15 protein-coding genes and 2 pseudogenes are annotated in these 21713 nt (G+C 39.9%); 14 read left to right on the top strand and 3 right to left on the bottom strand.

From position 1 onward, the window contains the following. Positions 1 to 85: 85 nt before the first annotated feature. A pseudogene (locus tag K6D58_RS11960) lies at positions 86 to 292 on the bottom strand (CatB-related O-acetyltransferase); the annotation flags it as partial. Positions 293 to 1001: 709 nt separating this feature from the next. Between K6D58_RS11960 and K6D58_RS01160 the strand changes: the two are divergent. Continuing rightward, on the top strand, positions 1002 to 3080 hold the full coding sequence (locus K6D58_RS01160) for a beta-1,3-glucanase family protein (RefSeq protein WP_296826697.1): 2079 nt from the start codon (positions 1002 to 1004) through the stop codon (positions 3078 to 3080). Between the two features lie 729 nt (positions 3081 to 3809). Here K6D58_RS01160 and K6D58_RS01155 read toward each other — a convergent pair. After that, positions 3810 to 5606, bottom strand: coding sequence for a hypothetical protein (locus tag K6D58_RS01155; RefSeq protein WP_296826695.1), 1797 nt, complete (start codon positions 5604 to 5606; stop codon positions 3810 to 3812). Between the two features lie 201 nt (positions 5607 to 5807). Here K6D58_RS01155 and K6D58_RS01150 point away from each other — a divergent pair, with 201 nt between their 5' ends. The 10 genes from K6D58_RS01150 (at position 5808) to K6D58_RS01105 (ending at position 15524) form a co-directional block, all read left to right on the top strand. Then, on the top strand, positions 5808 to 6206 hold the full coding sequence (locus tag K6D58_RS01150; protein ID WP_296826694.1) for a hypothetical protein: 399 nt from the start codon (positions 5808 to 5810) through the stop codon (positions 6204 to 6206). Positions 6207 to 6220: 14 nt separating this feature from the next. Next, positions 6221 to 7222 carry a radical SAM protein gene (locus K6D58_RS01145; protein ID WP_296826692.1) on the top strand — a complete coding sequence of 334 codons (1002 nt, stop codon included), beginning with the start codon at positions 6221 to 6223 and terminating at the stop codon, positions 7220 to 7222. A 99-nt stretch (positions 7223 to 7321) separates the two neighbouring features. Next, positions 7322 to 7591: an ACT domain-containing protein gene (locus K6D58_RS01140; RefSeq protein ID WP_296826691.1), complete on the top strand. Its 270-nt coding sequence runs from the start codon at positions 7322 to 7324 to the stop codon at positions 7589 to 7591. An 18-nt stretch (positions 7592 to 7609) separates the two neighbouring features. Next, positions 7610 to 8338 (top strand): rhomboid family intramembrane serine protease, encoded by a 729-nt coding sequence (locus tag K6D58_RS01135; protein WP_296826689.1) that lies wholly within the window; start codon positions 7610 to 7612, stop codon positions 8336 to 8338. A 25-nt stretch (positions 8339 to 8363) separates the two neighbouring features. Then, positions 8364 to 9452 (top strand): 6-phosphofructokinase, encoded by a 1089-nt coding sequence (locus K6D58_RS01130; protein ID WP_296826687.1) that lies wholly within the window; start codon positions 8364 to 8366, stop codon positions 9450 to 9452. Beyond that, positions 9442 to 10305, top strand: coding sequence for an alpha-hydroxy-acid oxidizing protein (locus tag K6D58_RS01125; protein WP_296826685.1), 864 nt, complete (start codon positions 9442 to 9444; stop codon positions 10303 to 10305). Before K6D58_RS01130 ends, K6D58_RS01125 begins: the two co-directional genes overlap by 11 nt. Positions 10306 to 10316: 11 nt before the next feature. Continuing rightward, on the top strand, positions 10317 to 11837 hold the full coding sequence (gene glpK / locus K6D58_RS01120) for a glycerol kinase GlpK (protein WP_296826683.1): 1521 nt from the start codon (positions 10317 to 10319) through the stop codon (positions 11835 to 11837). A 21-nt stretch (positions 11838 to 11858) separates the two neighbouring features. Continuing rightward, positions 11859 to 12590, top strand: coding sequence for an ECF transporter S component (locus K6D58_RS01115; RefSeq protein WP_296826681.1), 732 nt, complete (start codon positions 11859 to 11861; stop codon positions 12588 to 12590). Positions 12591 to 12641: 51 nt separating this feature from the next. Continuing rightward, positions 12642 to 14078, top strand: a complete 1437-nt coding sequence (locus K6D58_RS01110; protein ID WP_296826679.1) for an NAD-binding protein — start codon at positions 12642 to 12644, stop codon at positions 14076 to 14078. Positions 14079 to 14081: 3 nt separating this feature from the next. Then, positions 14082 to 15524 carry a TrkH family potassium uptake protein gene (locus K6D58_RS01105; protein ID WP_296826677.1) on the top strand — a complete coding sequence of 481 codons (1443 nt, stop codon included), beginning with the start codon at positions 14082 to 14084 and terminating at the stop codon, positions 15522 to 15524. Positions 15525 to 15581: 57 nt separating this feature from the next. Here K6D58_RS01105 and K6D58_RS01100 read toward each other — a convergent pair whose 3' ends face one another. Continuing rightward, on the bottom strand, positions 15582 to 18941 hold the full coding sequence (locus tag K6D58_RS01100) for a hypothetical protein (protein WP_296826675.1): 3360 nt from the start codon (positions 18939 to 18941) through the stop codon (positions 15582 to 15584). A 184-nt stretch (positions 18942 to 19125) separates the two neighbouring features. Between K6D58_RS01100 and K6D58_RS01095 the strand changes: the two genes are divergently transcribed. The 3 genes and pseudogenes from K6D58_RS01095 to K6D58_RS01085 all read left to right on the top strand — a co-directional run. Next, a complete protein-coding gene (locus K6D58_RS01095) occupies positions 19126 to 20109 on the top strand; it encodes an ABC transporter permease (RefSeq protein WP_296826673.1) in 984 nt (327 codons plus the stop codon). A gap of 16 nt (positions 20110 to 20125) precedes the next feature. Then, positions 20126 to 21010 (top strand): carbohydrate ABC transporter permease, encoded by an 885-nt coding sequence (locus K6D58_RS01090; RefSeq protein ID WP_296826671.1) that lies wholly within the window; start codon positions 20126 to 20128, stop codon positions 21008 to 21010. 28 nt (positions 21011 to 21038) lie between these two features. After that, a pseudogene (locus K6D58_RS01085) lies at positions 21039 to 21713 on the top strand (extracellular solute-binding protein); the annotation flags it as partial.

Below are 21713 nucleotides of genomic sequence, written 5' to 3'. Positions count from 1 at the left end.
GATATCCATCTTTTATTCTTTTTTCAATAGTATTTATTGTTTTTTTAACATCAGTGATATCGCATCCTTTCATGATGCCAGGACCATACTGCCACCATTTGATTTTTAATAGGGTATTAATTATTTTTTTATCAAATCTATATTTGATAACTTTTGCAGGAACGCCACCTACTATAGCATAAGGCGGGACGTCTTTTGTTACTACAGCACCTGCTGCTACTATAGCACCATCTCCAATTGTTACTCCACGCTGTATAATAACATTACCGCCTATCCAGACATCATTACCGATTGTAATTAATCCTTTTTTTTCTAACTCCTTTGACTGGTTTTTTCTTATGGCTTCAATCATATTATCATTATCTATGCTATAATCGCTAAATTGTTCAGCGCATTTAGAGTCATAGTTTGGAAATATTATATGAGGACTAATCGATTTAACTGAATGCTCTGGCATTCCTGCAATAAAATTAGGTCCTATAGCGCAAAATCTACCTATAGAGCTAACAGCTCTAATATAGGCATTATCATTTGTATATGAGAATGCACCTATTTTAAAACATTGTATTTTACCGCCCTCACATCGAAATGGAGCTTCTATTTCCATATTTCTTGTTTGATTATAGGCACCTAAACAAGTATTTTTTCTTACATCTAATCCATTTTTATTGTTTGACATTAATACTACTGAATTCTTCTTCACTAGCATATAATGCAATTTTAGATGAAAAAGGTTAGTTTTGTAAACTTTATTTGTATTTTTTTAGGAGTGTAAAATATAATAAAATAAAAAATCCCGGCATTGAAGTGTACCTCCAAAAATTGTCTTCAACTTTTGGGGTACACTTTAGGGGGGGCAGTCTTTTTTATAAAAAACATCAGAATTTTACTCCCGGGAAAAAAATTCCACCTTATTCCGAAAATCACCTCCCTTTTCTTTTAGCAGATTCGGCCTGACTATTTATGACAGAAAAATCTAAATAATTTTTATGGAGTTTCTTATGAGAAAAAGTATCAGAACTTTGTGCAGTGCAGCAGCGGCACTGACTTTTGGATGGAGTCTGGCAGGGTGTTCTTCCGGAATTGAAGAAAATTCAGCTGGTGTAATAAATTCCTTTTACAGCACTGTAAGTGTTTCAAGCGGCCTTTCGGTCAGCAGTTCAATTTCAGCTCCATTTGGACTTGTAGCAGATACATCTGCTGATAACGTTATTAAACTTGCCTGGGGATGTCCTTCGGTTATGCCTGACAGCTGGCATATTTATCTTGACGGAGAAAAAGTTGAAGAAACATCTGTTTTAAAGCAGGTAGAAGTAGAAGCTTATGCCGGCAGTCACGTAATTGCAGTTGCAGCTGTAATTAACGGTAATCGTTCAGAAGCAGAAGGTATTGAAGTAAGTGTTACGGGAACAGCTGCTCCGGCAGAAAGCAGTAATGGTATTGTTTCCGGGGCAACATACAAGATTCTTTCCAGGTGTTCCGGAAAATCCCTGGACAATGACAACTGGTCAAAAGAGGCCGGCGGAAACGTTCATATGTGGACTTACGGAAATGACCAGGCAAACCAGCAGTGGGTTGTAAGTCAGAACTCAGACGGTAGCTGGGTAATTGCAAACCTTTATTCAGGTCTTGTTCTTGATGCAGCAAACTGGGGAACTACTGACGGTACAAATGTTTTCCAGTGGAATAACGTGGGTAATCAGAATCAGCACTGGAATATTAGTAAGGAAGGTTCTTACTATAAAGTAATCAATGCATATTCAGGTCTTGCCCTTGATGTTTCTGCAGCTTCTAAAGAAGACGGTGCCAATGTTCAGACCTGGACCTGGAACGGAACAGATGCCCAGCTCTGGGAATTTGTAAAGCTTTCTGACGGAGAAGCAGATACAGGCTCTGACGATGATGACACAGATGATACAGGAAATGAAAATACTGATAACGGGAATATCGGAAGCGGCATTTCTACTTCTACAGATGATGTTCTTGTAAGCCGTAATGGTGGAATGCAGTTGACCTATCAGTTCCAGAACTGTACTAAGGGTGCTTTCTCTGATGATGAAATCTATATTTATGTTATCTGTATGAATTCCAGTGATGTATGGTGCTATGCTAAGCCTGACGGAAGTCTTGTTCCGATTGGAAATACTTCTTCTGATGTCTGGGAATATACTCTTGCAGAAGTAAAGAATTCAGGATTCCAGATGCCTTATGCTCATGCAGGCCGCATTTACTATTCTTACGGGGCACCTCTTACAATGTACGGACTTTCTGGTGGTGTAGTTCTTCCATCTTTAAGCAATACTGCTGATCCTAATTACAACATTTATTTTGACTGGCTTGAATTTACTGTTGCTTCAAATGGTTTCTGGGTGAATACAACTCAGGTAGACCAGCTGGGCTTCCCTGTTCTTATTAATGTTTATGACAACGATGGTTCAGTTCAGCAGACTGGTATTTCTGCAAGCCGTGAATCAATCTGGCAGTCTTATCTTGCTGAAATGCCTGATGAATTTGATACTCTTGAAGGAACATACCGTATTGTAGCTCCATGTAAGGCTGGTTTTGATAACAGAACCGGTGGTGCTTACGGAAATTATTTTGACAGCTATGTGGCAGAAACCTGGAACACAATTGCTTCCAAAAGCCAGACTGTAACTCATCCTCAGGGAAAATTCATTTTGACAGGTGATGGAAACAACCTTTATTTCCGTTGTATTGAAGCTTACGGAACAATTGCTTCTGTGGGAACAACTTATACTATTTACGGTCGTCCTTCTACAAGTGAAGTTCTTGAAGGATACGGAGTTCTTGCTTCCGGAAATGCAATGGAGCTTGCTCTTGAAGCCTGGGTTTGTGCTGCCCTTAACCGCCATGTTGCCCACATGACTCCTGATACTTACTGGAATGATGCTTCTTACTATTATAATGCAGGTCCATGTAACTACTTTGCAAAGTTCTGGCATGATCATTCAGAAAGGGGAGGTCTTGCTTACGGCTTCTGCTATGATGATGTAAATGATCAGAGTGCTACAACTTATACAGGTAATGTTCGTGGTGTAGTTGTAAGGCTTGGTTTTTAAGATTTGTACTTAAGGTAAAAAAAATCCTGACCGCCGGAGTCTGGCAGTCAGGAATCATTCTTGTTTTTATATAAGCAGGTAAAAGGAGACAGGAGGCGTCCAGACTTTTGCCTGCTTTTTTTTTCAGCTATGTTCCGGGGTGGCGAAGTAAATCGTAAAAGCACATGCGGTGTTTTTCGATAAAGGGTTTTCATTCCATTAACAATGGAAAGCTTCTGTCCGGGCCTGCCTAAAGAATGCAGCTATTTAAAAAACTGCATAAAAACTCCGGCTTAGATGGCGCCGGATTTTTTATGCGACAAGTTTACTTCGTAAACTTGCTTATATACTGTTCGCTCTCGCGAACGACAAAATTAAAATCTCAGAAGTTGAAACTTGCCTGGAAGGGTAAGTAAAACTTGGGTTATGTAATTAAAAAAGAACTGCATAAAAGTCATGGCTGAATGGCGCCATGCCTTTTATGCGACAAGTTTACTTCGTAAACTTGCTTATATACTGTTCGCTCTCGCGAACGGCAAAATTAAAATCTCAGAAGTTGAAACTTGCCAGAAAAGGGTAAGTAAAACCTTGGTTACGTAATTAGGAAAGAACTGCATAAAGAATGCGTTGCAGATGGCATCGCCTTCTTTATGCGCCAAGTTTACTGGCGTAAACTTGCTTATTAACTGTTCGCTCTCGCGAACGGCAAAATTAAAATCTCAGAAGTTGAAACTTCTGAGATTTTAATTTTTAGAAGAACATTTCTATTCCTATAGGCATGTAGATTTTGTTGCTTGAGGATTCGTATGAGAGGTTGCATAAGCCTGCTACACAGCCGTCCATTGTTGCTTTTGTATAACGGTCTGCGATTCCTACGAAGAGGTAGTTGTTTGCGCCGAAGGTTTTCTTTACGTAGATTTCTGCACCTGCGTTGTGCTGGCGGAGTTCAAGGTCTGAGAATGTGCTGTCTTCTCCGTCTGCTTTTGTGATGTTGTAGTTGCCTGAGATTCCTACAAAGAGGTCCTGGCTGCCGAATGGGTTGATGCAGATTTCTGCGAGGGCGTCAATTCCGGCCATAAGGATGTCTGCACCCTTTCCTTTTTCGAGAGTTACGATTCCGCCTGGTGTGTACTGGGCAAGGTTAGATGTTCCCTGTCCTCCCCAGATGTGGCCCTTGTAAAGGATAAAGCCTTTTTCGATAACACCCATTGTTCCAAGGCATGAGTACCAGTTGTAGAAGGTTTCCGGGTCATATTCACGAAGTTCGTCTCTTGTAACGAGCGGGAGCTTGAATCCTAATTCAATAAGGCTGGCGTTAGGTGTTTTTTCAAGGTCTACGTCGCTGAGTCCGTTTGCACCGCCCATAAAGCCAAGGTAATCAATACCGAATTCAAGGCGGCCGTAGTAGTCGTTCATGTCATAGCCTGCAGAACGTGCTGATTCAAATTTGCTTTCTGCATAGCGGTAGTTGTCTGCGCTGATGGAGTCACCCCAGTACTGGGCTTTAAGCTGAACTACACCAGGAATTGTATAGCCGATTCCTGCCTGTGCTGTACGGAGGGCGTCATAAAGAGGCATGTCTCCGTCACGGTCAGCATCTGCACATGAAACTCCCAGAGTTCCGGAAAGGTCAATTGAAGCTGCTGCATAGGCACCTTCAAGAACTGTGTCTGCCATACCTGTTGCAGAAACAAAAAGTCCTGTTGTAGGCCAGAATTCAGAGAAAATATCATCTTCTGATTTTACGTCTGAAGATTCCCTCTGTCCAAAGTCGCCGATTGAACCGCGGAGGTAGTTTTCCCTCATTTTACCAAAGGCAATTTTTCCTGTAATGGCAAGAGGTTCAATGTCTCCCTGAGCCCAGATTTTTGCCTGGTCACCAATGGCAACTGCATATTTTCCGTCTTCGTTATAGTTTACGTCGTCTTCGCTTTCTGTAGAGTCATAGAGCTTGTGTACAAAAAGGGCGTGTCCGTCTGCATCAAGGTTAAAGTCAAAACCAAAGTGATTTTCCGGAGTGCGGCCGATAATCCAGAATCCTACACGACTTCCGTAAGACCAGTCAGGATCAAGGGAAGCGTAGTTTTTTGATGTTGATTCATCTGTTTCCATTGCCTTGAGCATTGCTATAGCTGCTTTTGCCTGATAAGCCTGAGTGAGTACAGCTGCAGCTTCTGCCTGATAGGCTGCCTGTGCGGAAGAATCAATTGTTCCTGTTGCTACAGCCTGTGCTGCCTGAGCTGCACTGACTGTTGAAATTACGTCTGCAATATAGCCTTCATCACTGGAAGTCAGTGAACCTCCCAATGCTGTATAAGCTGATTCTGCATCAGTTACACCGGCAAGAGCCTGCTGTCCCAGTGCTGTTGCATCTGCGGTAATCTTTGTATCTACCTCTGAGTGGCCGATGTTAAAGGTTGAGCGTCCCCAGGCTCCAAAAGAGATGTCTCCGGCTCCTGTTCTAAGGGTTGTAGAGTAGTTGTCCTGGGCTGCTGCTGTAAGTCCTGCAAGGGCAAGGGCTGTTGCTGCGGCTAAGATTTTTTTCATAAAGTCCTCCTTCTGCAAAGCAGAAAAATTGTTAAGTTTTCTTTATTTTGGAAACCAAGAAACTTAATTTAGTTTTTCAGTTTCCTAGAGTATATAATGGCTCCGTAAATCCTGCAACTTATTTTTTTGAAAATTCCCTTTAAATTCAGTCTTAAATCTCAATAAGGAGACAAATTCAAGTAAAAACTGTATATTTAAGTCATGGATAGTATTCAGAAATTCACTTCAGATATTGAAAAAATAAAGAAATTCAACCGTGCTCAGGGTGGCCGCTATAATGGTGAGAAAGTTTGTCAGGAAGCTGCAGAACTTCTTGCCCGTTCAAATCCTTCTATTAAAGAGCTTGCCATGGCAGCAGGGGATTACTGGATGCAGACATACATTCTTTCTTCTCCTGACCTTGAAAATGAGCCTTCCGGGGCAAATATAGATAAGCTGGCAGCAATTCATGCCCTTTTACAGGGAGATGACCAGACTGATGCTCTTGAAGAAGGTGACTGGAAGGAGCTTTGTTCTATAGTAAATGCAGAAGCTGAGGATCTTCCTATGGATCTTCTTAATGAACTTATGTCTATTTTTCTTGACCACCAGGCCTTTTAATCCGGGCAGACTATATGTGTGAATCATTATACAGGGAATGCCGCCAGTGTCCCCGTAAGTGCGGCAGTGACAGAACTAAAAACAAGGGCTTTTGTACCCAGGATTCAGGGCTGGTAATTGCATCAGCCTGCCTTCATTTTGGGGAAGAACCCCTGATTACCGTGCATGGTGGCAGCGGAACCATATTTTTAACAGGCTGTACCTTAAAGTGCTCTTTCTGTCAGAACTATCAGATCAGTCAGCAGGGAATGGGAGCTAAGGCAGACAGGGATACTTTTGTAAAAATGTGCCTTAAACTGCAGGAAAAGGGGGCAGAAAATATAAACCTTGTAACTCCCAGCCATCATATTCCACTTCTTGCTGAATATATTGCAGAAGCAAAGAGCCGGGGTGTAAGCATTCCCTTTGCCTGGAATTCCAGTGCCTATGAATCAGAAGAAATGCTGGATCTGGTAAAGGGGCTGGTGGATATATACCTGCCTGACTTAAAGACCTTAAATCCTATTATGAGCCGGGAACTTTTTGCTGCAGAAAATTATCCTCAGGCTGCAAAGAGGGCAATAAGAAAAATGATGGAAAATGCCCCCCTTAATATAGTAGAAAAAGAAAAAAATGGCGAAGTAAAGGAAAAAATGCTTTCCGGCGTAATCATACGGCACCTTGTTCTCCCTGGAAGAATGGATGACAGCCGTATGGTTTTAGACTGGCTGAAGGGCCATGCTGACGGTAAAGCCTGTATTTCCTTGATGAATCAGTATACTCCTGTTCCTTTTACCGGGCCTGAAGATGAACTTACAAGGCGTAAAAAATCACTGGAAGCTTTTTCTAACCGTCTGGTTAGTAAGGAAGAAGATAAAACCATTCAGCAGTGGATAGACAGCTATGAGTTTGAATATCTTTTTTATCAGGAATTAAGTGACGATACTTCATGGCTGCCTGACTTTAACAGAACCCAGCCTTTTTCCAATGCCCTGGCAAAACCTGTATGGCACTGGCGGGATGGCTTTATTGACTAAGGATAGAAGAGGGATAAGGCTGAACGGCACTTTATAAACAGTAAAAAACTTGTTACAATAAAGTGATTATTTGAATTTCATTTAAAATGAGAGGGTTATATGAAGGCTATCATTACTGTAGTCGGCGGAGACAAAGTTGGAATTATTGCAAAGGTGTCTGCATTTCTTGCAGCTCATTCAATTAATATTGTAGACATTACACAGACAATCCTCAGCGGTAACTTTGTAATGATGATGATGACAGATTTTGAAAAAGCTGATCTTGATCTTGATTCTGCCCGCAAGGCTCTTTGTGAAGACTGCAAGTCTCTTGGTGTAGAAATCAACGTGCTGAATGAAAAAGTATTCAGCGAGATGCACAGAATATAATCTGCTGACTCAGGGCTTATGGCAAAAAAATCAAGGCTTCGTTTTAAATATGATTCTCCGGTAGTTTCTACCTTCGTCATAATTTGTACTCTGCTTTTTCTTGCAGATATTTTTATTGCAAAGGGAAAGTTAATTTCTTCTTTTTTAACCTGTCCTGGAACAAAAGAAAGCGGAGGACTCGCTGCCTTTAATTTTAAAAAGGCTTTTGATTACGTAAAGATTTTTACTCATATTTTTGGCAATTCAGGCTGGGAAACTTTGTTTGTAAATTTTGCCTTTATACTTGTTTCCGGTCCTGTTTATGAAGAAAAATATGGTTCAGTTTACATTCTTATAATGTGTCTTGCTTCCGGTATAATTTCCGGGGTCCTTAACGCATGTATGTCTCCTTTTGCTTCTACAGGGGCTGCTTCAATTGTCTTTACCATGATTTTTCTTTCCATGATTACAGCCTTTTCCAAAAAGACTTTTTCTCTTTCTTCACTTTTAATACTTTTACTTTACATTGGTTATGAGTTTTACTGTGTCATTAATATTTCTGCAGCTGACGGTGTAAAGATGAATGCTCTTCTTCTTGTTCCTGTACTGGCAGATCTTATTGCCGGTATTTGCGGAAGCCTTTTTGGATTTATGGCCAGTCCTAAAAAGAAAAGTCCTTCAAGTGCAAAAACTATTTTACAGGAAAAAGAAAAGTATCCGTCTTCATCATATTCTTCTGATGAGACTGTGGTGGGAACATTAAACTAGGGACAGAGATCCGGGAGATTATTGAATGGCAAAATCAAAATTACAGGTTAAGAGGTTTGGTATTCTTACCAGCGGAGGTGATGCTCCCGGTCTTAATGCTGCAATAAGGGCTGTCTGTCGTACTGCAAAAATTCAGTATGGAATGGATGCTGTAGGGATACGTAATGGTTACAGGGGTCTTATTAACGGAGACATGTATGACATTACATCTGAATCTCTTGTAGGTCTTCTTACTGAAGGGGGAACCATTTTAGGTACTTCCAGGGAAAAGCCTTTTAAAAATCCTCAGCCTGATTCAAAGGGAAGGCTTCCTGTTGACCGCATTAAAGAAAACTATAAAAAACATAAGCTTGATGCTCTTGTCTGCATTGGTGGAAACGGAACAAATACAACTGCCAGTCTTCTTGCAGAAGAGGGACTTAACGTAATCGGACTTCCTAAAACAATAGACAATGATATCGTAAAGACAGACATGACTTTTGGTTTTCATACAGCCATGGATGTTGCCACAGATGCTATAGACAGAATTCATACAACTGCCCATTCCCATTCCCGCATTATGGTTGTAGAGGTTATGGGCCATAAGGCAGGATGGCTTGGACTTTATTCCGGAATTGCAGGAGGAGGAGATGTAATTCTTATTCCTGAGATTCCTTATGACATAAACTGTGTTGCTCAGAGAATTATGGAGCGTAAAAAGGCAGGTAAGGATTTTTCCATTGTAGTAGTTGCTGAAGGTGCCAAGAATAAAGAAGAGGCACTGATGGATAAAAAGAAGTTTAAGAAAGCCAGGGCTGAGATGCCTTATTCAATAGGATACAGGGTTGCCCATGAACTTGAAGAAGCTACTTCCCTTGAGTCCAGGGTTACTGTTCTTGGATATCTTCAGAGGGGTGGAACTCCTTCTCCATACGACAGGCTTCTTGCTACTCAGTATGGTACTGCTGCTGCTCACTTTCTTGCCAGGGGAGACTTTGGAAAACTTGTAGCATTGCAGGATTCAAAAATTACAGGTGTACCTCTTTATGAGATTGCCGGAAAAGTAAAAAATATACCGCTGGATCATCCTATGGTTGAAACAGCCAGAGAACTGGGGACTTGTCTTGGGGACTGAATTCAACTGTCACTTCTGTGATGTATGTAATGGAAGGGGCTGCGTTGGACAGATGCCGGGTATGGGTGGTCCTAACGACAGCAGGAATTTTATTTTAAATTGTGACGCATGGAAAAAAATCGGCAGGGGTCCCTTTGAGGCCAGGACTATAGATATTCGTCTTGCTCCTATGACTGGTGCCGTGGAAAATGTGGGCTACTTTGACGAAAGACAGTTTTACTTTGATCTTGTTGGTGAATGTGTAAAGGCTGATATAAAAGTTACTATTGGAGATGGTACTCCTGACTTTAAACTTTTCTGGGGAATCGAAGCCGTAGAGTTTTACAAAAAAGAAAATCCACTTTTAAAAGCCGGTGTTTTTATTAAACCTTATCCTGATAAAAAAATGATGGAACGTTATGAAAGGGCAGAGGGTATAATGGAATTTGGCGGAATTGATATCGACAGCTATAACATTATTACCATGCGCAATCTTGTTCATCTTGAAAAAAAATCTGCAGCAGATCTTATGGAAATAAAATCTTTTCTTTCTAAAAAGGGAATTCCTTTTGCCGTTAAGGGTGTGTTTAACAAAGAAGATATAGAAGTAATGGAAGAAGTAAAGCCGGATATTATTGCTGTTTCCAATCATGGAGGCAGGGTAGATGTAAGGGCCGGCAGTACTGCAGAATTTCTTAAGGAAAATTTTTTACGCTTAAAGAAGTGCTGCTCTGCTTTATGGATTGATGGTGGAATACGCAGCTTAAAGGATATAGAAACTGCATCAACTTACGGGGCTGATGGTGTTATGATGGGCCGGCCTTTTGCAACTGCTTTGTGTCAGAAAAAACCTTTTTCTCAAGTTTTAAAATAGAGGTGGTGTCTATGGCTCAGGTTAATGAAGAAAAAAAATATGTGCTGGCTCTGGATCAGGGAACAACATCTTCAAGAGCCATTCTTTTTAATCATAACGGAAAGAAGGTGTCTTCCAGTCAGCTGGAGATAAAACTTTACTTTCCAAAAAGCGGCTGGGTGGAGCAGGATGCCCGTGAACTTTTTTTATCCCAGCTTACAGTAATGCAGGAATGTGTCCGTCAGTCAAAGGCTGAGGCTTATGAAATTGCCTGTATAGGTATTGCAAATCAGAGGGAGACAGTAATTCTCTGGGATAAGGAAAGCGGAGAAGCTGTTTACCATGCCATTGTCTGGCAGTGCCGCCGAACAGCTAAAATGGTAGAAGAGCTTGTAAGTCAGGGAAAGAGTGAGCTTATCAGAAAAAAGACAGGCCTTATTCCTGATGCATATTTTTCTGCGACAAAAATAAAATGGCTTCTTGATAATGTAGAAGGCTTAAGACAGAAGGCAGAAGAAGGCCGTATTCTTGCAGGTACAGTGGACAGCTGGCTTATATGGAAGCTTACCGGCGGAAAGGTTCATGTTACTGACTGTACTAATGCCAGCCGCACCATGCTTTATAACATTCACGAAAAATGCTGGGATAAGGAACTGCTGGAGCTTTTTAATATTCCTGAAAATATTCTTCCTCAGGTAAAGGATTCATCCTGTGTGTATGGCCTTACTGATAAAAATGTCTGTGGTTTTGAAATTCCACTTGCTTCCTGTATTGGAGATCAGCAGGCTGCTTTATTTGGTCAGGCTTGTTTTGAAGAGGGAAGTGTAAAGACAACTTTTGGTACGGGATGTTTTATGCTTATGAATACAGGCAGCATTCCAATTGATTCAAAAAACAATTTGCTAACAACTATAGCAATCGGTATAAACGGAAAAACTGAATATGCTCTTGAAGGGAGTGTGTTCATGGGGGGAGCTGTAATTAAATGGCTCAGGGACCAGCTTGGCATTATCCGCTCTGCCAGGGAATGTGATATTCTTGCAGAAAGTGTTGCTGATACTGAAGGGGTGGTAATGGTTCCGGCTTTTACAGGTTTAGGTTCTCCCTACTGGGATCCTTATGCAAGGGGAATGCTTATCGGTCTTACCAGAGGTTCTTCAAAGGCTCATATTTGCCGTGCTGCTCTTGAAGGAATTGCCTGTCAGGTTAAGGATGTGGTAAAAGCCATGAAGGAAGATTATTCCGGAAAGCTTACTGAAGTTAAGGTAGACGGGGGAGCCTGTGTCAGTGACGTCATGATGCAGTTTCTTGCTGATATTCTTGATGTAAGTGTATTCAGGCCTAAAAATGTAGAGACAACTGCTTTAGGTGCTGCCTATTGTGCAGGTCTTGCAGTGGGATTCTGGAAAAGCCGTGAAGAGATTGTAAATAATTGGCAGATTGATAAAATATTTACTAGTGCCATGACAGCAGAAAGAAGGGATAAACTCTATAGCCGATGGATGCATGCTGTGGAACGCAGCCGTGACTGGGCTCAACAGTCAGACAATTAAATTTTTTTTAGAGGTTTTAAAATGGAAAACAGTGTTAATCAGAGTGTCAATTACAAGATTGCAATGACAGGTGTTCTGGGAGCTTTAAGTGTAGTACTTTCTGTTACTCCTCTCGGCTACATTCAGATCCCTTTTATTTCTATTACTGTAATGCATATTCCTGCAATTCTTGCTGCCGTTCTTGCCGGTCTTGTTCCTGGTATGTGTGTAGGACTTATCTTTGGTGTTACAAGTCTTGTGCGTACAGTTATTGCCGGAGGTGGAGTTAATCCTTTCTTCCTTAATCCAATGGTAAGTATTCTTCCACGTATTCTTTTTCCTGCAGCTGCCTGGGCTGCCTATACTTTACTGACAAAGGTTGCAAGTATGCCAAGAACATTAGGTGCTTCAATTGCTGCTGCTGTGGGAACTCTTTTTAATACCCTTCTTGTAATGGGTGCAATTTATATTTTCTACGGAAATACTCTTGTTAAGGGAATGGCAGAAACATTCATCAAGTTTGGTTTTAATTTTGAAATTACAGGCCTTAAGGGTTACTTTGCAGTTATTGCAGTTATGGAACTTACAAATGGTCTCTGGGAAATTGCCGGAGCTGTAATTATTACTACTGCTGTAATGGGTGCAATGTTTGTTTCTTCTAAAGCAAAATCAAGACTTTCTCAGTATGAAGAGGAAGAAGAGGAAGATAAGAAAATTATTGATGAAATAAAAAATCCTTCTTCAACTTCTGATGTAGAAAAAATTGAAGAATAATACAGAAGAATAAATCCAGTAATAAATCCATTCAGGGAGAACTGAAATAAGATGAATATAATGATTGTTGGCGCCGGCTTTACAGGCATTCAGCTTGCACGGCGTCTTATCAATGAAAAAAATACTGTTACTTTAATTGATAATGACGCTGATGTAGTTAGTCATGCAAGTAACCGCCTGGACTGTTCAGTTTACGAAGCAGACGGCAACAATCTTGAAAATCTTGAAGAGCTGGGGCTTTCTAAAATAGATGCCCTGGTTACCGTAACATCCAGTGATGAAATCAATATGATTACCTGTTCACTGGTTGATGCGGTTTACCCTGATATTTTAAAAATAGCCAGGGTTCGTAACTATGCTTATTATGTAAATAAAAATTCTGCTACTGAACATCATGCAGAAACTTTTACAGGTAAGCACCGTCCTCTTTACGGAATTGATTTTATGATTCACCCGGACGTAGAAGCTGCTCAGGCAATTGTCAGTGCAGTAGAACATGGTGCGGTTAGTGATGTTGTTTCTTTTGGTAAAGATGATGAGTTTGAACTTACAGCCATTGAGATAGGTAAGGGAAGTTCCCTTGACGGAATGGCTTTAAAAAATATCCGCAATATTACAGAAAAAAAAGTTATTGTTGTTTATGTAGAAAAAGATGACGAAGCATCCCTGCCTGCCGGTGATACAGTTCTTCATGCCGGTGACAGAATCGGTGTTTTAAGTGCCAGGGAAGATGTTAAGAGTGTTCTTGCAATCTGTGGTACAAAAGTTGAAGCCCTTAAAAAAATTGCCCTTGTAGGTGCCGGTCGTATTGGTACTATTGTTGCTGATCATATTATTCAGAAGGGAAAAAATAATATCTTTAAAAAAATTCTGGGAGGAGTAAGAAAACTTTCTCAGGATTTTGTAATCATTGACAGTGACAAAGAAGCCTGTAAAGCTGCAAGTGAACGCTATCCTGATGCAAAGGTATTCTGTGGTGATGCTACAGATGAAAGCTTTATTCAGGAAGAACAGATAGATAAATTTAATCTTGTAATTTCTGCTACCCATAACCATGAAATGAATATGGTTATTTGTGCTTACCTTGAAAGTCTGGGTGTAGAAAAAACTATTGCCCTGGTTTCTCATTCAGCATTTATTCCAATTACAAGAAAGCTGGGTGTAGAAGTTGCTGTGCCATTACGTGACACTGTAGTAGATTCCATTATGAGTCATCTCAGGGGAAAAAGCGTAACAGGTATTCATACTGTAAGTAACGGAAATCTTGAAATCGTAGAATGTGACCTTAATGCAAGAAGCTCCATTAACGGAAAGACCCTTAAGGAGATTGCAGCTCCTGGTGAATATCTTATGCTTCTTGTAAAGAAGGGCGGCAGTGAAAATTATCAGCTTCCACATGGAGATACTGTATTTTCTTCCGGAGATCATCTTGTAATTGCTGTTAAGTCAGGCAATAAAAGAATTCTTGAAAAGTTCAGCGGAGATTAATACATGACTTTTACCGTAATAAGAATCATTTTTATAATTCTGGGAATTGTTGGACTTACCTTTATTCTTCCTGCAGGAACAGCAGCTTTTCTTGGTGAATATTCAGTTCTGCCGGCTTTTCTGATTCCTATGGCTGTAAGTCTTATTCTTGCAGTTGTTTTTATGGCTGCCGGTCGTGCTAAAAAAACTTATCTTAGTACAAGGGCAGGTTTTGTTGTTGTAGCCCTGTCATGGATTTGTGTAAGTTTTTTTGGTGCCCTGCCTTTTTTTATCAGTGGTGCAATTCCTGATTTTACAGATGCTTTTTTTGAAAGTGCCAGTGGTTTTACTACAACCGGTGCTACGATTCTGGATAATATTGAAGGACTTCCACGGAGCATAAACTTGTGGAGGTGTCAGACCCACTGGCTGGGTGGTATGGGAATTGTTGCCCTTACAGTTGCCCTTCTTCCTATTCTTGGAGTAGGAGGATTTCAGCTTATTAAGTCAGAAACCACAGGTCCGGAAAAAGGAAAGTTTACTTCCAAGATTTCTGATACTGCAAAAGTGCTCTGGTTTATTTATTTTGGTATGACTCTTTTAGAGTTTGCCCTTCTTAAACTTGCAGGAATGAATTTTATGGATGCCTTAAGTCATGCCTTTGCAACTTTAGGTACCGGAGGTTTTTCTACAAAAAATGCAAGCGTGGGTTCTTTTGGAAGTTTAAGGATAGAAGTTATCTGTTCCGTATTTATGTTTTTAAGCAGCCTTAACTTTACCCTTTATTATTACGGTTTTACAGGCAAGCTTTCTGAATTAAAAAATAATACTGAACTTAAAGTTTTTGTATCCCTTTGTATTGGTGCAATTCTTATTGTAACTCTTGTAGAGATAAGGGATTACGGTTCTTTTTTTACTTCTTTAAGGTACTCAAGTTTTCAGACCCTTTCACTTATTTCTACTACAGGTTTTTCTACTACTGACTTTACTTTATGGCAGCCTGCAGCTCAGGTGGTTTTACTGGCCCTCTTTTTTATTGGAGGCTGTTCCGGTTCAACTGCCGGTGGTATAAAGGCTATCCGCTGGGTTGTTCTTTTTAAACAGCTTAAAAATGAAATACTTAAAATGCTTCATCCTCATGGTATCTTTACCATCAGGATTAATAAAAGGGCAGGACGAAAGGACGTAGTATTTTCTGTTGCAGCTTTCTTTATGTGCTTTGCCCTGATTATTGGAGCTACAACTTTCTTTGGTTCACTTTTTGGTCTGGATGTTTATTCTGCTTTTACAGGAGCCCTTTCCATGGCAGGTAATATTGGACCAGGCTTTGGTGCACTGGGACCTTCAAGTTCCTTTTCTTTTTTACATTCTGCAGTAAAGTGGTGGTATTCATTTGTAATGATTGCCGGCCGTCTTGAATTTTTTACACTGATGATATTCTTTGCTCCGGCTTTCTGGAAGCGTTAATCTTTAGTAAAAAAAAAGTCTCCTGAGTTTTTAAGCTCAGGAGACTTACAGAAAAAATTACATTACTACATTTACATTAATTTCTTTAATTAATCCGCTTCTGTTAAAGAGGAGTCTTGTATCTTTATCAGAAAGCTGACTGTCGGAAAGCTGATTTTCTTTTCCGTCTGAATATGTAATCTTAACTGCTGCTTTGTCAGAAAGATGGTAGTTAATCTTTACGCCGCACCAGGTAAAGCTTAATGTTCCGTCTTCAAAGAATTCTTCTTTTTTAAGAATCTGAGGTTTAAAGCTAACTTTTCCATCCTGTAAGTAAACTCCCAGTTCTCCCCATCTTGTAAGAACTTCTTCCTTTACCTGACCTGTCATGCCAGGCTGTCTTGCTCCATGGAGGTAAGGGGTATGACTGTATGGATCAGAAGGGAAGGCTCCGTAGAGTTCCGGGCTTTTGTTAAAGCTTAATCCCTTCCTGATTTCGTAGTAGGCCTCAGTGAGGGCTGCTGCATTTTTATCACCGCTATCATAGGCTTTAAGGGCTGCTTCCTGAACTGCAAGAAGAAGTTTTGAAACCATGTGCCAGTAAATGCTTCCCAGACCTTCGTAGGCATAGAAGGTTCCTGAACGGCCGGTAAAGTTCTGGTGATTGAATTTCTTTTCGTAAAGATTAAGGAGTGCTGCCTTTTCCTCTGCACTTGCACGATTGTGAGCCGGGAGGGCATTAAGGGCATCTTCCATAAGGCGGGCATTATGGAATTGAGAATTAAAGTGCCAGATTCCGTTAAGGTCTTTTTCCATAAAGTCACCTGGATTTTTTTCAATAAAGTTTCTAAATCCGGCAATTTCTTTTTCTTCAATATTGTTTTTATCCAGGAAGTCAGGAAGATTGTTGTTAGGATAAAGAATGTATGACATCTGATGCTCTTCGTAGAGAGGAGACTTCTTTAAGGCTTTAAGAAGTTCCAGTGTCTCAGCGGAAGAAAGGAGTTCAGAAGAAAGTACTGCTACCTGACCTTCAAGCATTTCCTGAAGATAAACAATTGTCATTTCTGAATCACTAATCTTCATTGTGTTATAGGCGTGATAAAGTCCGTCTGAGCGGCGGTTGGCTTTAATACTTGCCTTTACCATTTTCTGGAATGCCTTAAGGGTGCCAATAATTTCTTCTTTTGAAATTTCTGTAAAGCCCTGTTTGTATCCTTCCTGGTAGAAATTATTTCTTTCTGCTTCAAAGATAATTCCTGCCCTGTCAGTAAATTCTTTTCTTGCCCTGCTGTCTTTTACTGCCTTTTCTGTATCGCTGCTGCTGTAAAGCTGATAAAGGTCAGTAAAGCATTTGTATTCTGTCTGAGGAAGGCTAAAGTTTTTAATCTGAGTTTTTTCATACATGGTAATAAGGAATGAAAGCATTCTGTTTAAGTAACAGAGGGTTACTACAGAAAGTCCGTATCCTGCAAGAGCGTTGTTGGCATCGTTCCACTCAGGGCGCTGGGTGTTCATCCAGATACCGCCTCCAGGAACAAGGTTTGCTGTTTTTGCAATTACAATCTGAAGTATTTTTGCTGTAAGGCTTACAAGAGAAACTTCACCGTTAAGGCTTCTGATAAGTTTTGCATCTGTTCCGTAAGTGCGGCTTTCTTTTATAAGACGGTCGCTGAGATCTTTTTTAAAGTTGATGGAAGATCTTGGATCAGCACAGATTTCCTTATAGCTTTTAAGATGATAAGGCATGTTGGCGCTGGAGTAAATTGATTCATCAAGGGAAGAAAGAAGGGATGTACTGTCTGTTTTTTCCCAGAGTTCCAGAAGTTTTTCAAAGTAAATTACCTGGTGATCTCCCCAGTAGCCAAACTGAGCCCATGGGTTTTCCGGATCAGGGCATTCCCAGTCAATACCGTCTCTTGAGATTCTGTAAGGGTTAAAGCCTTCTGCTGTCATGGCATTAAGGAATTTTGCACACATATTTTTAATGTAAGCAGGATAACTCATTGCCAGTGCTTCCCAGTTCTGGAAGATATCACGCCAGTTTCCTTCGTAGTTAAGGATAGGATTTCCTTTGTCGTCGTTAAGTTTAATGTTAAAGCGGTTCCATGGACGGCTTGGGTCTCCATGTCTGCGGCTAAAGATTAAAGGCATGTATTCAAGGTAAAGTCTGCACAATTGAGGATTTTTTGCTGCAGTAATTTTTTCAAGGATTACTTCTTTGTTTACAGAATACTTGTCCTTAATATCTTCAAGGGCTTTTTCTGCAGAAGAAAGTTCTCCCTGATTTCTTCCTGCAATAAATTTAAGAAGATCAGGTACATTTATTTTTCCTGAGTCTGCAAAGAAACCACCTCTCATTATGTTAAACATTACATTAGCCTGGTGATGAACACAGGTCATGGTGCTGGCAGTTTGCTGCATACCGTCAGCTTCTCCAATATAGGTATCCATAAGGCTGTCTGTTTCCTGAATGTCTTTTTCCAGGGCTGCGGTGATATTTTTTCTGTCTTCAAGTTCTTTTCTTAATGAGGCAATTTTAGAAGCGGTAAGGAAGGTGTCAAAAACCTGATACCATTTTTCTTCTGAACCAGCTTCTGCATTAATTTCTTTTGCGATAAAGAAAGAAGGGCGGATACCTTTAAGGCAGCTTTCTTTTTTAAGGGCAGAAATGTTTCCTTCTTCTTCATAGAATGAATCGTAGTCCTGGGGATTAAGGTAAACATTTTCTTTTTGAGAAAACCAGGATACGTTTGCAATAAGGTTTTCACTTGGTTCAGCCTTGTCAGTTAAAACTGAAGAAAGGGTGAACATGGCAAGATTTGTTTTTGTATCCAGGTCTGTTTTTTTGTAGGCATCAAGAAGAACACTGCTTCCCCCCTGAAGGGAGCTGTCAATGCTGGCAGGAAGAATGTTTCTGCAGCCATCAAGAATTGTAAGCTGTAATTTTTTATCACTGATATTTTTAATGACACTGCTTCTTACAAGGCCGTATCTTGCAGAAGAAGTCCAGCCGTAACGGAAGGAAAGTCCCAGGTCACTGTTGATTTCTTCAAACCATACTTTTGTTCCGCTGGCATTTTTATAAATATTTCTTGTAATCGAAGGATTACTGCGGTCCCTGTAGCCTTCATTGGAAAGAAGGTTTTCAAAAGGTTCCCACAGGTGAACGTTAGCGCCATCTTTAACTGCTATAATAGTGGCAGGTCCGGTAACATTTTTTCCATCGCTTACCTTATCTGCTGTATAGTAAGGGAAAAGTGCGTGATCACAGTCACGTCTTCCTGCTGTTATTCCGCCTTTAGACCAGCAGAAATTCCATACATCGCAGGAACTTGTAATGGTCATGAAAAAATCTTCCATGCAGTCATAGTTTTGAATTTTATAAAACTGCTGTCCGTCAAGATTTACAAAACTTCCCTTTACTTCTTTTTTCATATTTCATCTCCAGAAAATTATGATCATGCCATTTATTACGGCCCTGAATAGAAAATAAAATATGAATATGTAACTGTCAATTTTCATTTTGAGTAAAACCGAAAAAATGATACCAATCTGAAAACCTACTTCCTACCTTTATGCAACTTGCAGGCATATACTCAATGATGTAAAGAGGCTCAATATGGAAAAAGTACAAACTGAAGTAAAATTAAAATCACCTCTCAGAAAAAGAACTTTCTGGAAAAGGCTGCAGGATGAATCTTTCCTTCAGCTTATGGCCTGGGCGGGAATCATCTGGATGCTTATTTTTAATTACGCACCTATGTATGGTCTTCTGGTTGCATTTAAAGCCAGATATATGCCTACTACTCCATTGTTCAGCAGTGAATTCCTTAATCTGCCATGGGCAAAAAATTTTGGACTGGAACATTTTATTACTTTCTTTAAGGACGAGGAATTTAAGAACGTAATGATTAATACCCTTGGTATTAGTATTCTTAAACTTTGTATCTGTTTTCCTCTTCCTATTTTCTTTGCAATTCTTCTTAACGAAGTACGCAATCCAAAATTCAAGAAAAGTATTCAGACAATTTCTTATCTTCCTCACTTCCTTTCATGGGTAGTTCTTGGAGGAATCCTTACTAACTGGATGGATGCTCAGGGGCTCTTTAATCAGATTCTTATAAATATGGGTGTTATAAAAGAACCTGTATATTTTCTTGCAGAACCAAAATACTTCTGGGGTATCGTTGTAATTTCTGATTTATGGAAGGAACTTGGATGGTCTGCAATTATTTACCTCGCTGCAATTTCCGGTATTGATCAGGAAATGTATGAAGCGGCACAGGTAGATGGTGCAAGCCGTATCCGTCAGATTTTTTCCATTACACTTCCTTCAATCAAGGGCACTATTGTAATTATGTTTATTCTTGCAGTAGGTGGTCTTCTTAATTCCAACTTTGACCAGATATTCGTATTAAGGAATTCCCTTAATGACGTGCGCAGTAATGTAATTGATATTTATACATATAAAATCGGTCTTGGTACTATCGGACGTCTTTCTTATGCTTCGGCTGTTGGACTTTTCAAATCTGTAGTTGCATTTATTCTTCTCTTTATTGCAAACAATGTAACTAAGAAGTTAAACAATACATCTTTGTTCTAGTAGAGGGGGAATTAAAATGGGACAGTTAAAGAGAAAGACAATCGGTGATTACGTAATTAACGGCCTTATGGTGGTAATATGTTTTCTGGCCTTGTATCCGGTATGGTATACAATAATACTTTCGTTTAATGATGCACAGGATGCTGTTCAGGGGGGAATCTATTTTTTTCCAAGAAAGTTTTCCCTTGAAAGCTATAAGCAGGTATTTATGGATAATTCCATTGTGTCTGCTTTTATCGTTACGATTGCAAGAACTTTAATTGGAACTGTTGTCAGTGTGTTCTTTACGGCAATGGTAGCTTATGCCTTTTCTAAAAAACATATTATGGGTAACCGTATCTATATGATTTTTGGAACAATTACTATGTTCTTTGGCGGCGGACTTATTCCTACATTCATTCTTTTTAAGAATATTGGTTTGTATGACAACTTTTTGGTATACATCATTCCAAGTATGTTTAATTTTTACAACATGATTATCTTTATGTCATTCTTCCGTGAACTTCCTGCTGGTCTTGAAGAAAGTGCAAAGCTTGACGGTGCCAATGACCTTAAAATTTTTGTCAGGATTATCATTCCATTATCAATGCCTGTAATTGCAACAATTGCCCTTTTTAACGGTGTATGGCAGTGGAACGATTATTTTACAGGTGTTATCTATATTAATGATGCAAGCCTTCAGCCAATTCAGACTTATCTTTACAGACTTGTTGCTTCTGCCAGTGCTGCTACAAAAGCTGTTTCAGTTGCCGGTGGTGTAGGAGCAAGCGGCGGACAGATAAGTTCTCAGTCCCTTCGTCTTGCAACAATGGTAGTTACAACATTACCAATTGTTTGTGTATATCCATTCCTTCAGAGGTACTTTGTTAAAGGTATGCTGATTGGAAGTATTAAAGGTTAATTAAAGAAATAAATAGGAGGATTACCATATGAAAAGAATTTCAAGAGTTTTAATGGGATCAATCTGTTCTCTTCTTACAATGTCTGCACTTTTAACAGGCTGTAAGAAAGATGAATCAAAAGTTGTTGCCGGTGATGAAAATACACCAGGCTGGAGCATTCCAGAAAACGTAGATGTAAAAGTTAAGTTTGACTGGTACGTTAACTTCAGCTGGTTTGCACGTCACTGGGGTGATTCAAAAGTTTCTAAATACATTACGGAAAAAACTGGTGTAGATATTAACTTTATCGTACCTGCCGGTAATGAAGCAGAAAAGCTTAACACAATGATTGCCGGTGATGTTCTTCCTGATCTTATTACCCTTGGCTGGTATGAAGGACAGGTTCCACTTATGATTGATTCAGGTTACGTATGTGCTCTTGATGAACTTGCTGAACAGTATGATCCTTACTTCTTTAAAGCAGCTAATTCACAGAAGCTTAACTGGTACCGCCAGAAGGATGGACATGTTTATGGTTATCCTAATGCTTCATTTACACCAAGCGACTACGAAAAATATGCAGGTAAGCTTACATCCAATGAAACTTTCCTTGTAAGAAAAGATTTGTACGAAACTCTTGGCAGACCTGACATGACAACTCCTGAAGGATTCCTTAAGGCCCTCCGCAATGCAAAGAAAATGTTCCCTAATGTAAACGGTCAG

Origin of the sequence: Treponema sp. (assembly GCF_024696245.1) — a bacterium.
Classification (GTDB): Bacteria; Spirochaetota; Spirochaetia; order Treponematales; family Treponemataceae; genus Treponema_D.
This window is presented reverse-complemented; position numbering and strand designations above follow the sequence as displayed.

Coding starts and splice junctions, on each gene's coding strand:
- K6D58_RS01160 (WP_296826697.1), top strand. CDS start 1,002: ATGAGAAAAAGTATCAGAACTTTGTGCAGTGCAGCAGCGGCACTGACT.
- K6D58_RS01095 (WP_296826673.1), top strand. CDS start 19,126: ATGGAAAAAGTACAAACTGAAGTAAAATTAAAATCACCTCTCAGAAAA.
- K6D58_RS01140 (WP_296826691.1), top strand. CDS start 7,322: ATGAAGGCTATCATTACTGTAGTCGGCGGAGACAAAGTTGGAATTATT.
- K6D58_RS01105 (WP_296826677.1), top strand. CDS start 14,082: ATGACTTTTACCGTAATAAGAATCATTTTTATAATTCTGGGAATTGTT.
- K6D58_RS01100 (WP_296826675.1), bottom strand. CDS start 18,941: ATGAAAAAAGAAGTAAAGGGAAGTTTTGTAAATCTTGACGGACAGCAG.
- K6D58_RS01155 (WP_296826695.1), bottom strand. CDS start 5,606: ATGAAAAAAATCTTAGCCGCAGCAACAGCCCTTGCCCTTGCAGGACTT.
- K6D58_RS01130 (WP_296826687.1), top strand. CDS start 8,364: ATGGCAAAATCAAAATTACAGGTTAAGAGGTTTGGTATTCTTACCAGC.
- K6D58_RS01135 (WP_296826689.1), top strand. CDS start 7,610: ATGGCAAAAAAATCAAGGCTTCGTTTTAAATATGATTCTCCGGTAGTT.
- glpK (WP_296826683.1), top strand. CDS start 10,317: ATGGCTCAGGTTAATGAAGAAAAAAAATATGTGCTGGCTCTGGATCAG.
- K6D58_RS01150 (WP_296826694.1), top strand. CDS start 5,808: ATGGATAGTATTCAGAAATTCACTTCAGATATTGAAAAAATAAAGAAA.
- K6D58_RS01145 (WP_296826692.1), top strand. CDS start 6,221: ATGTGTGAATCATTATACAGGGAATGCCGCCAGTGTCCCCGTAAGTGC.
- K6D58_RS01110 (WP_296826679.1), top strand. CDS start 12,642: ATGAATATAATGATTGTTGGCGCCGGCTTTACAGGCATTCAGCTTGCA.
- K6D58_RS01090 (WP_296826671.1), top strand. CDS start 20,126: ATGGGACAGTTAAAGAGAAAGACAATCGGTGATTACGTAATTAACGGC.
- K6D58_RS01115 (WP_296826681.1), top strand. CDS start 11,859: ATGGAAAACAGTGTTAATCAGAGTGTCAATTACAAGATTGCAATGACA.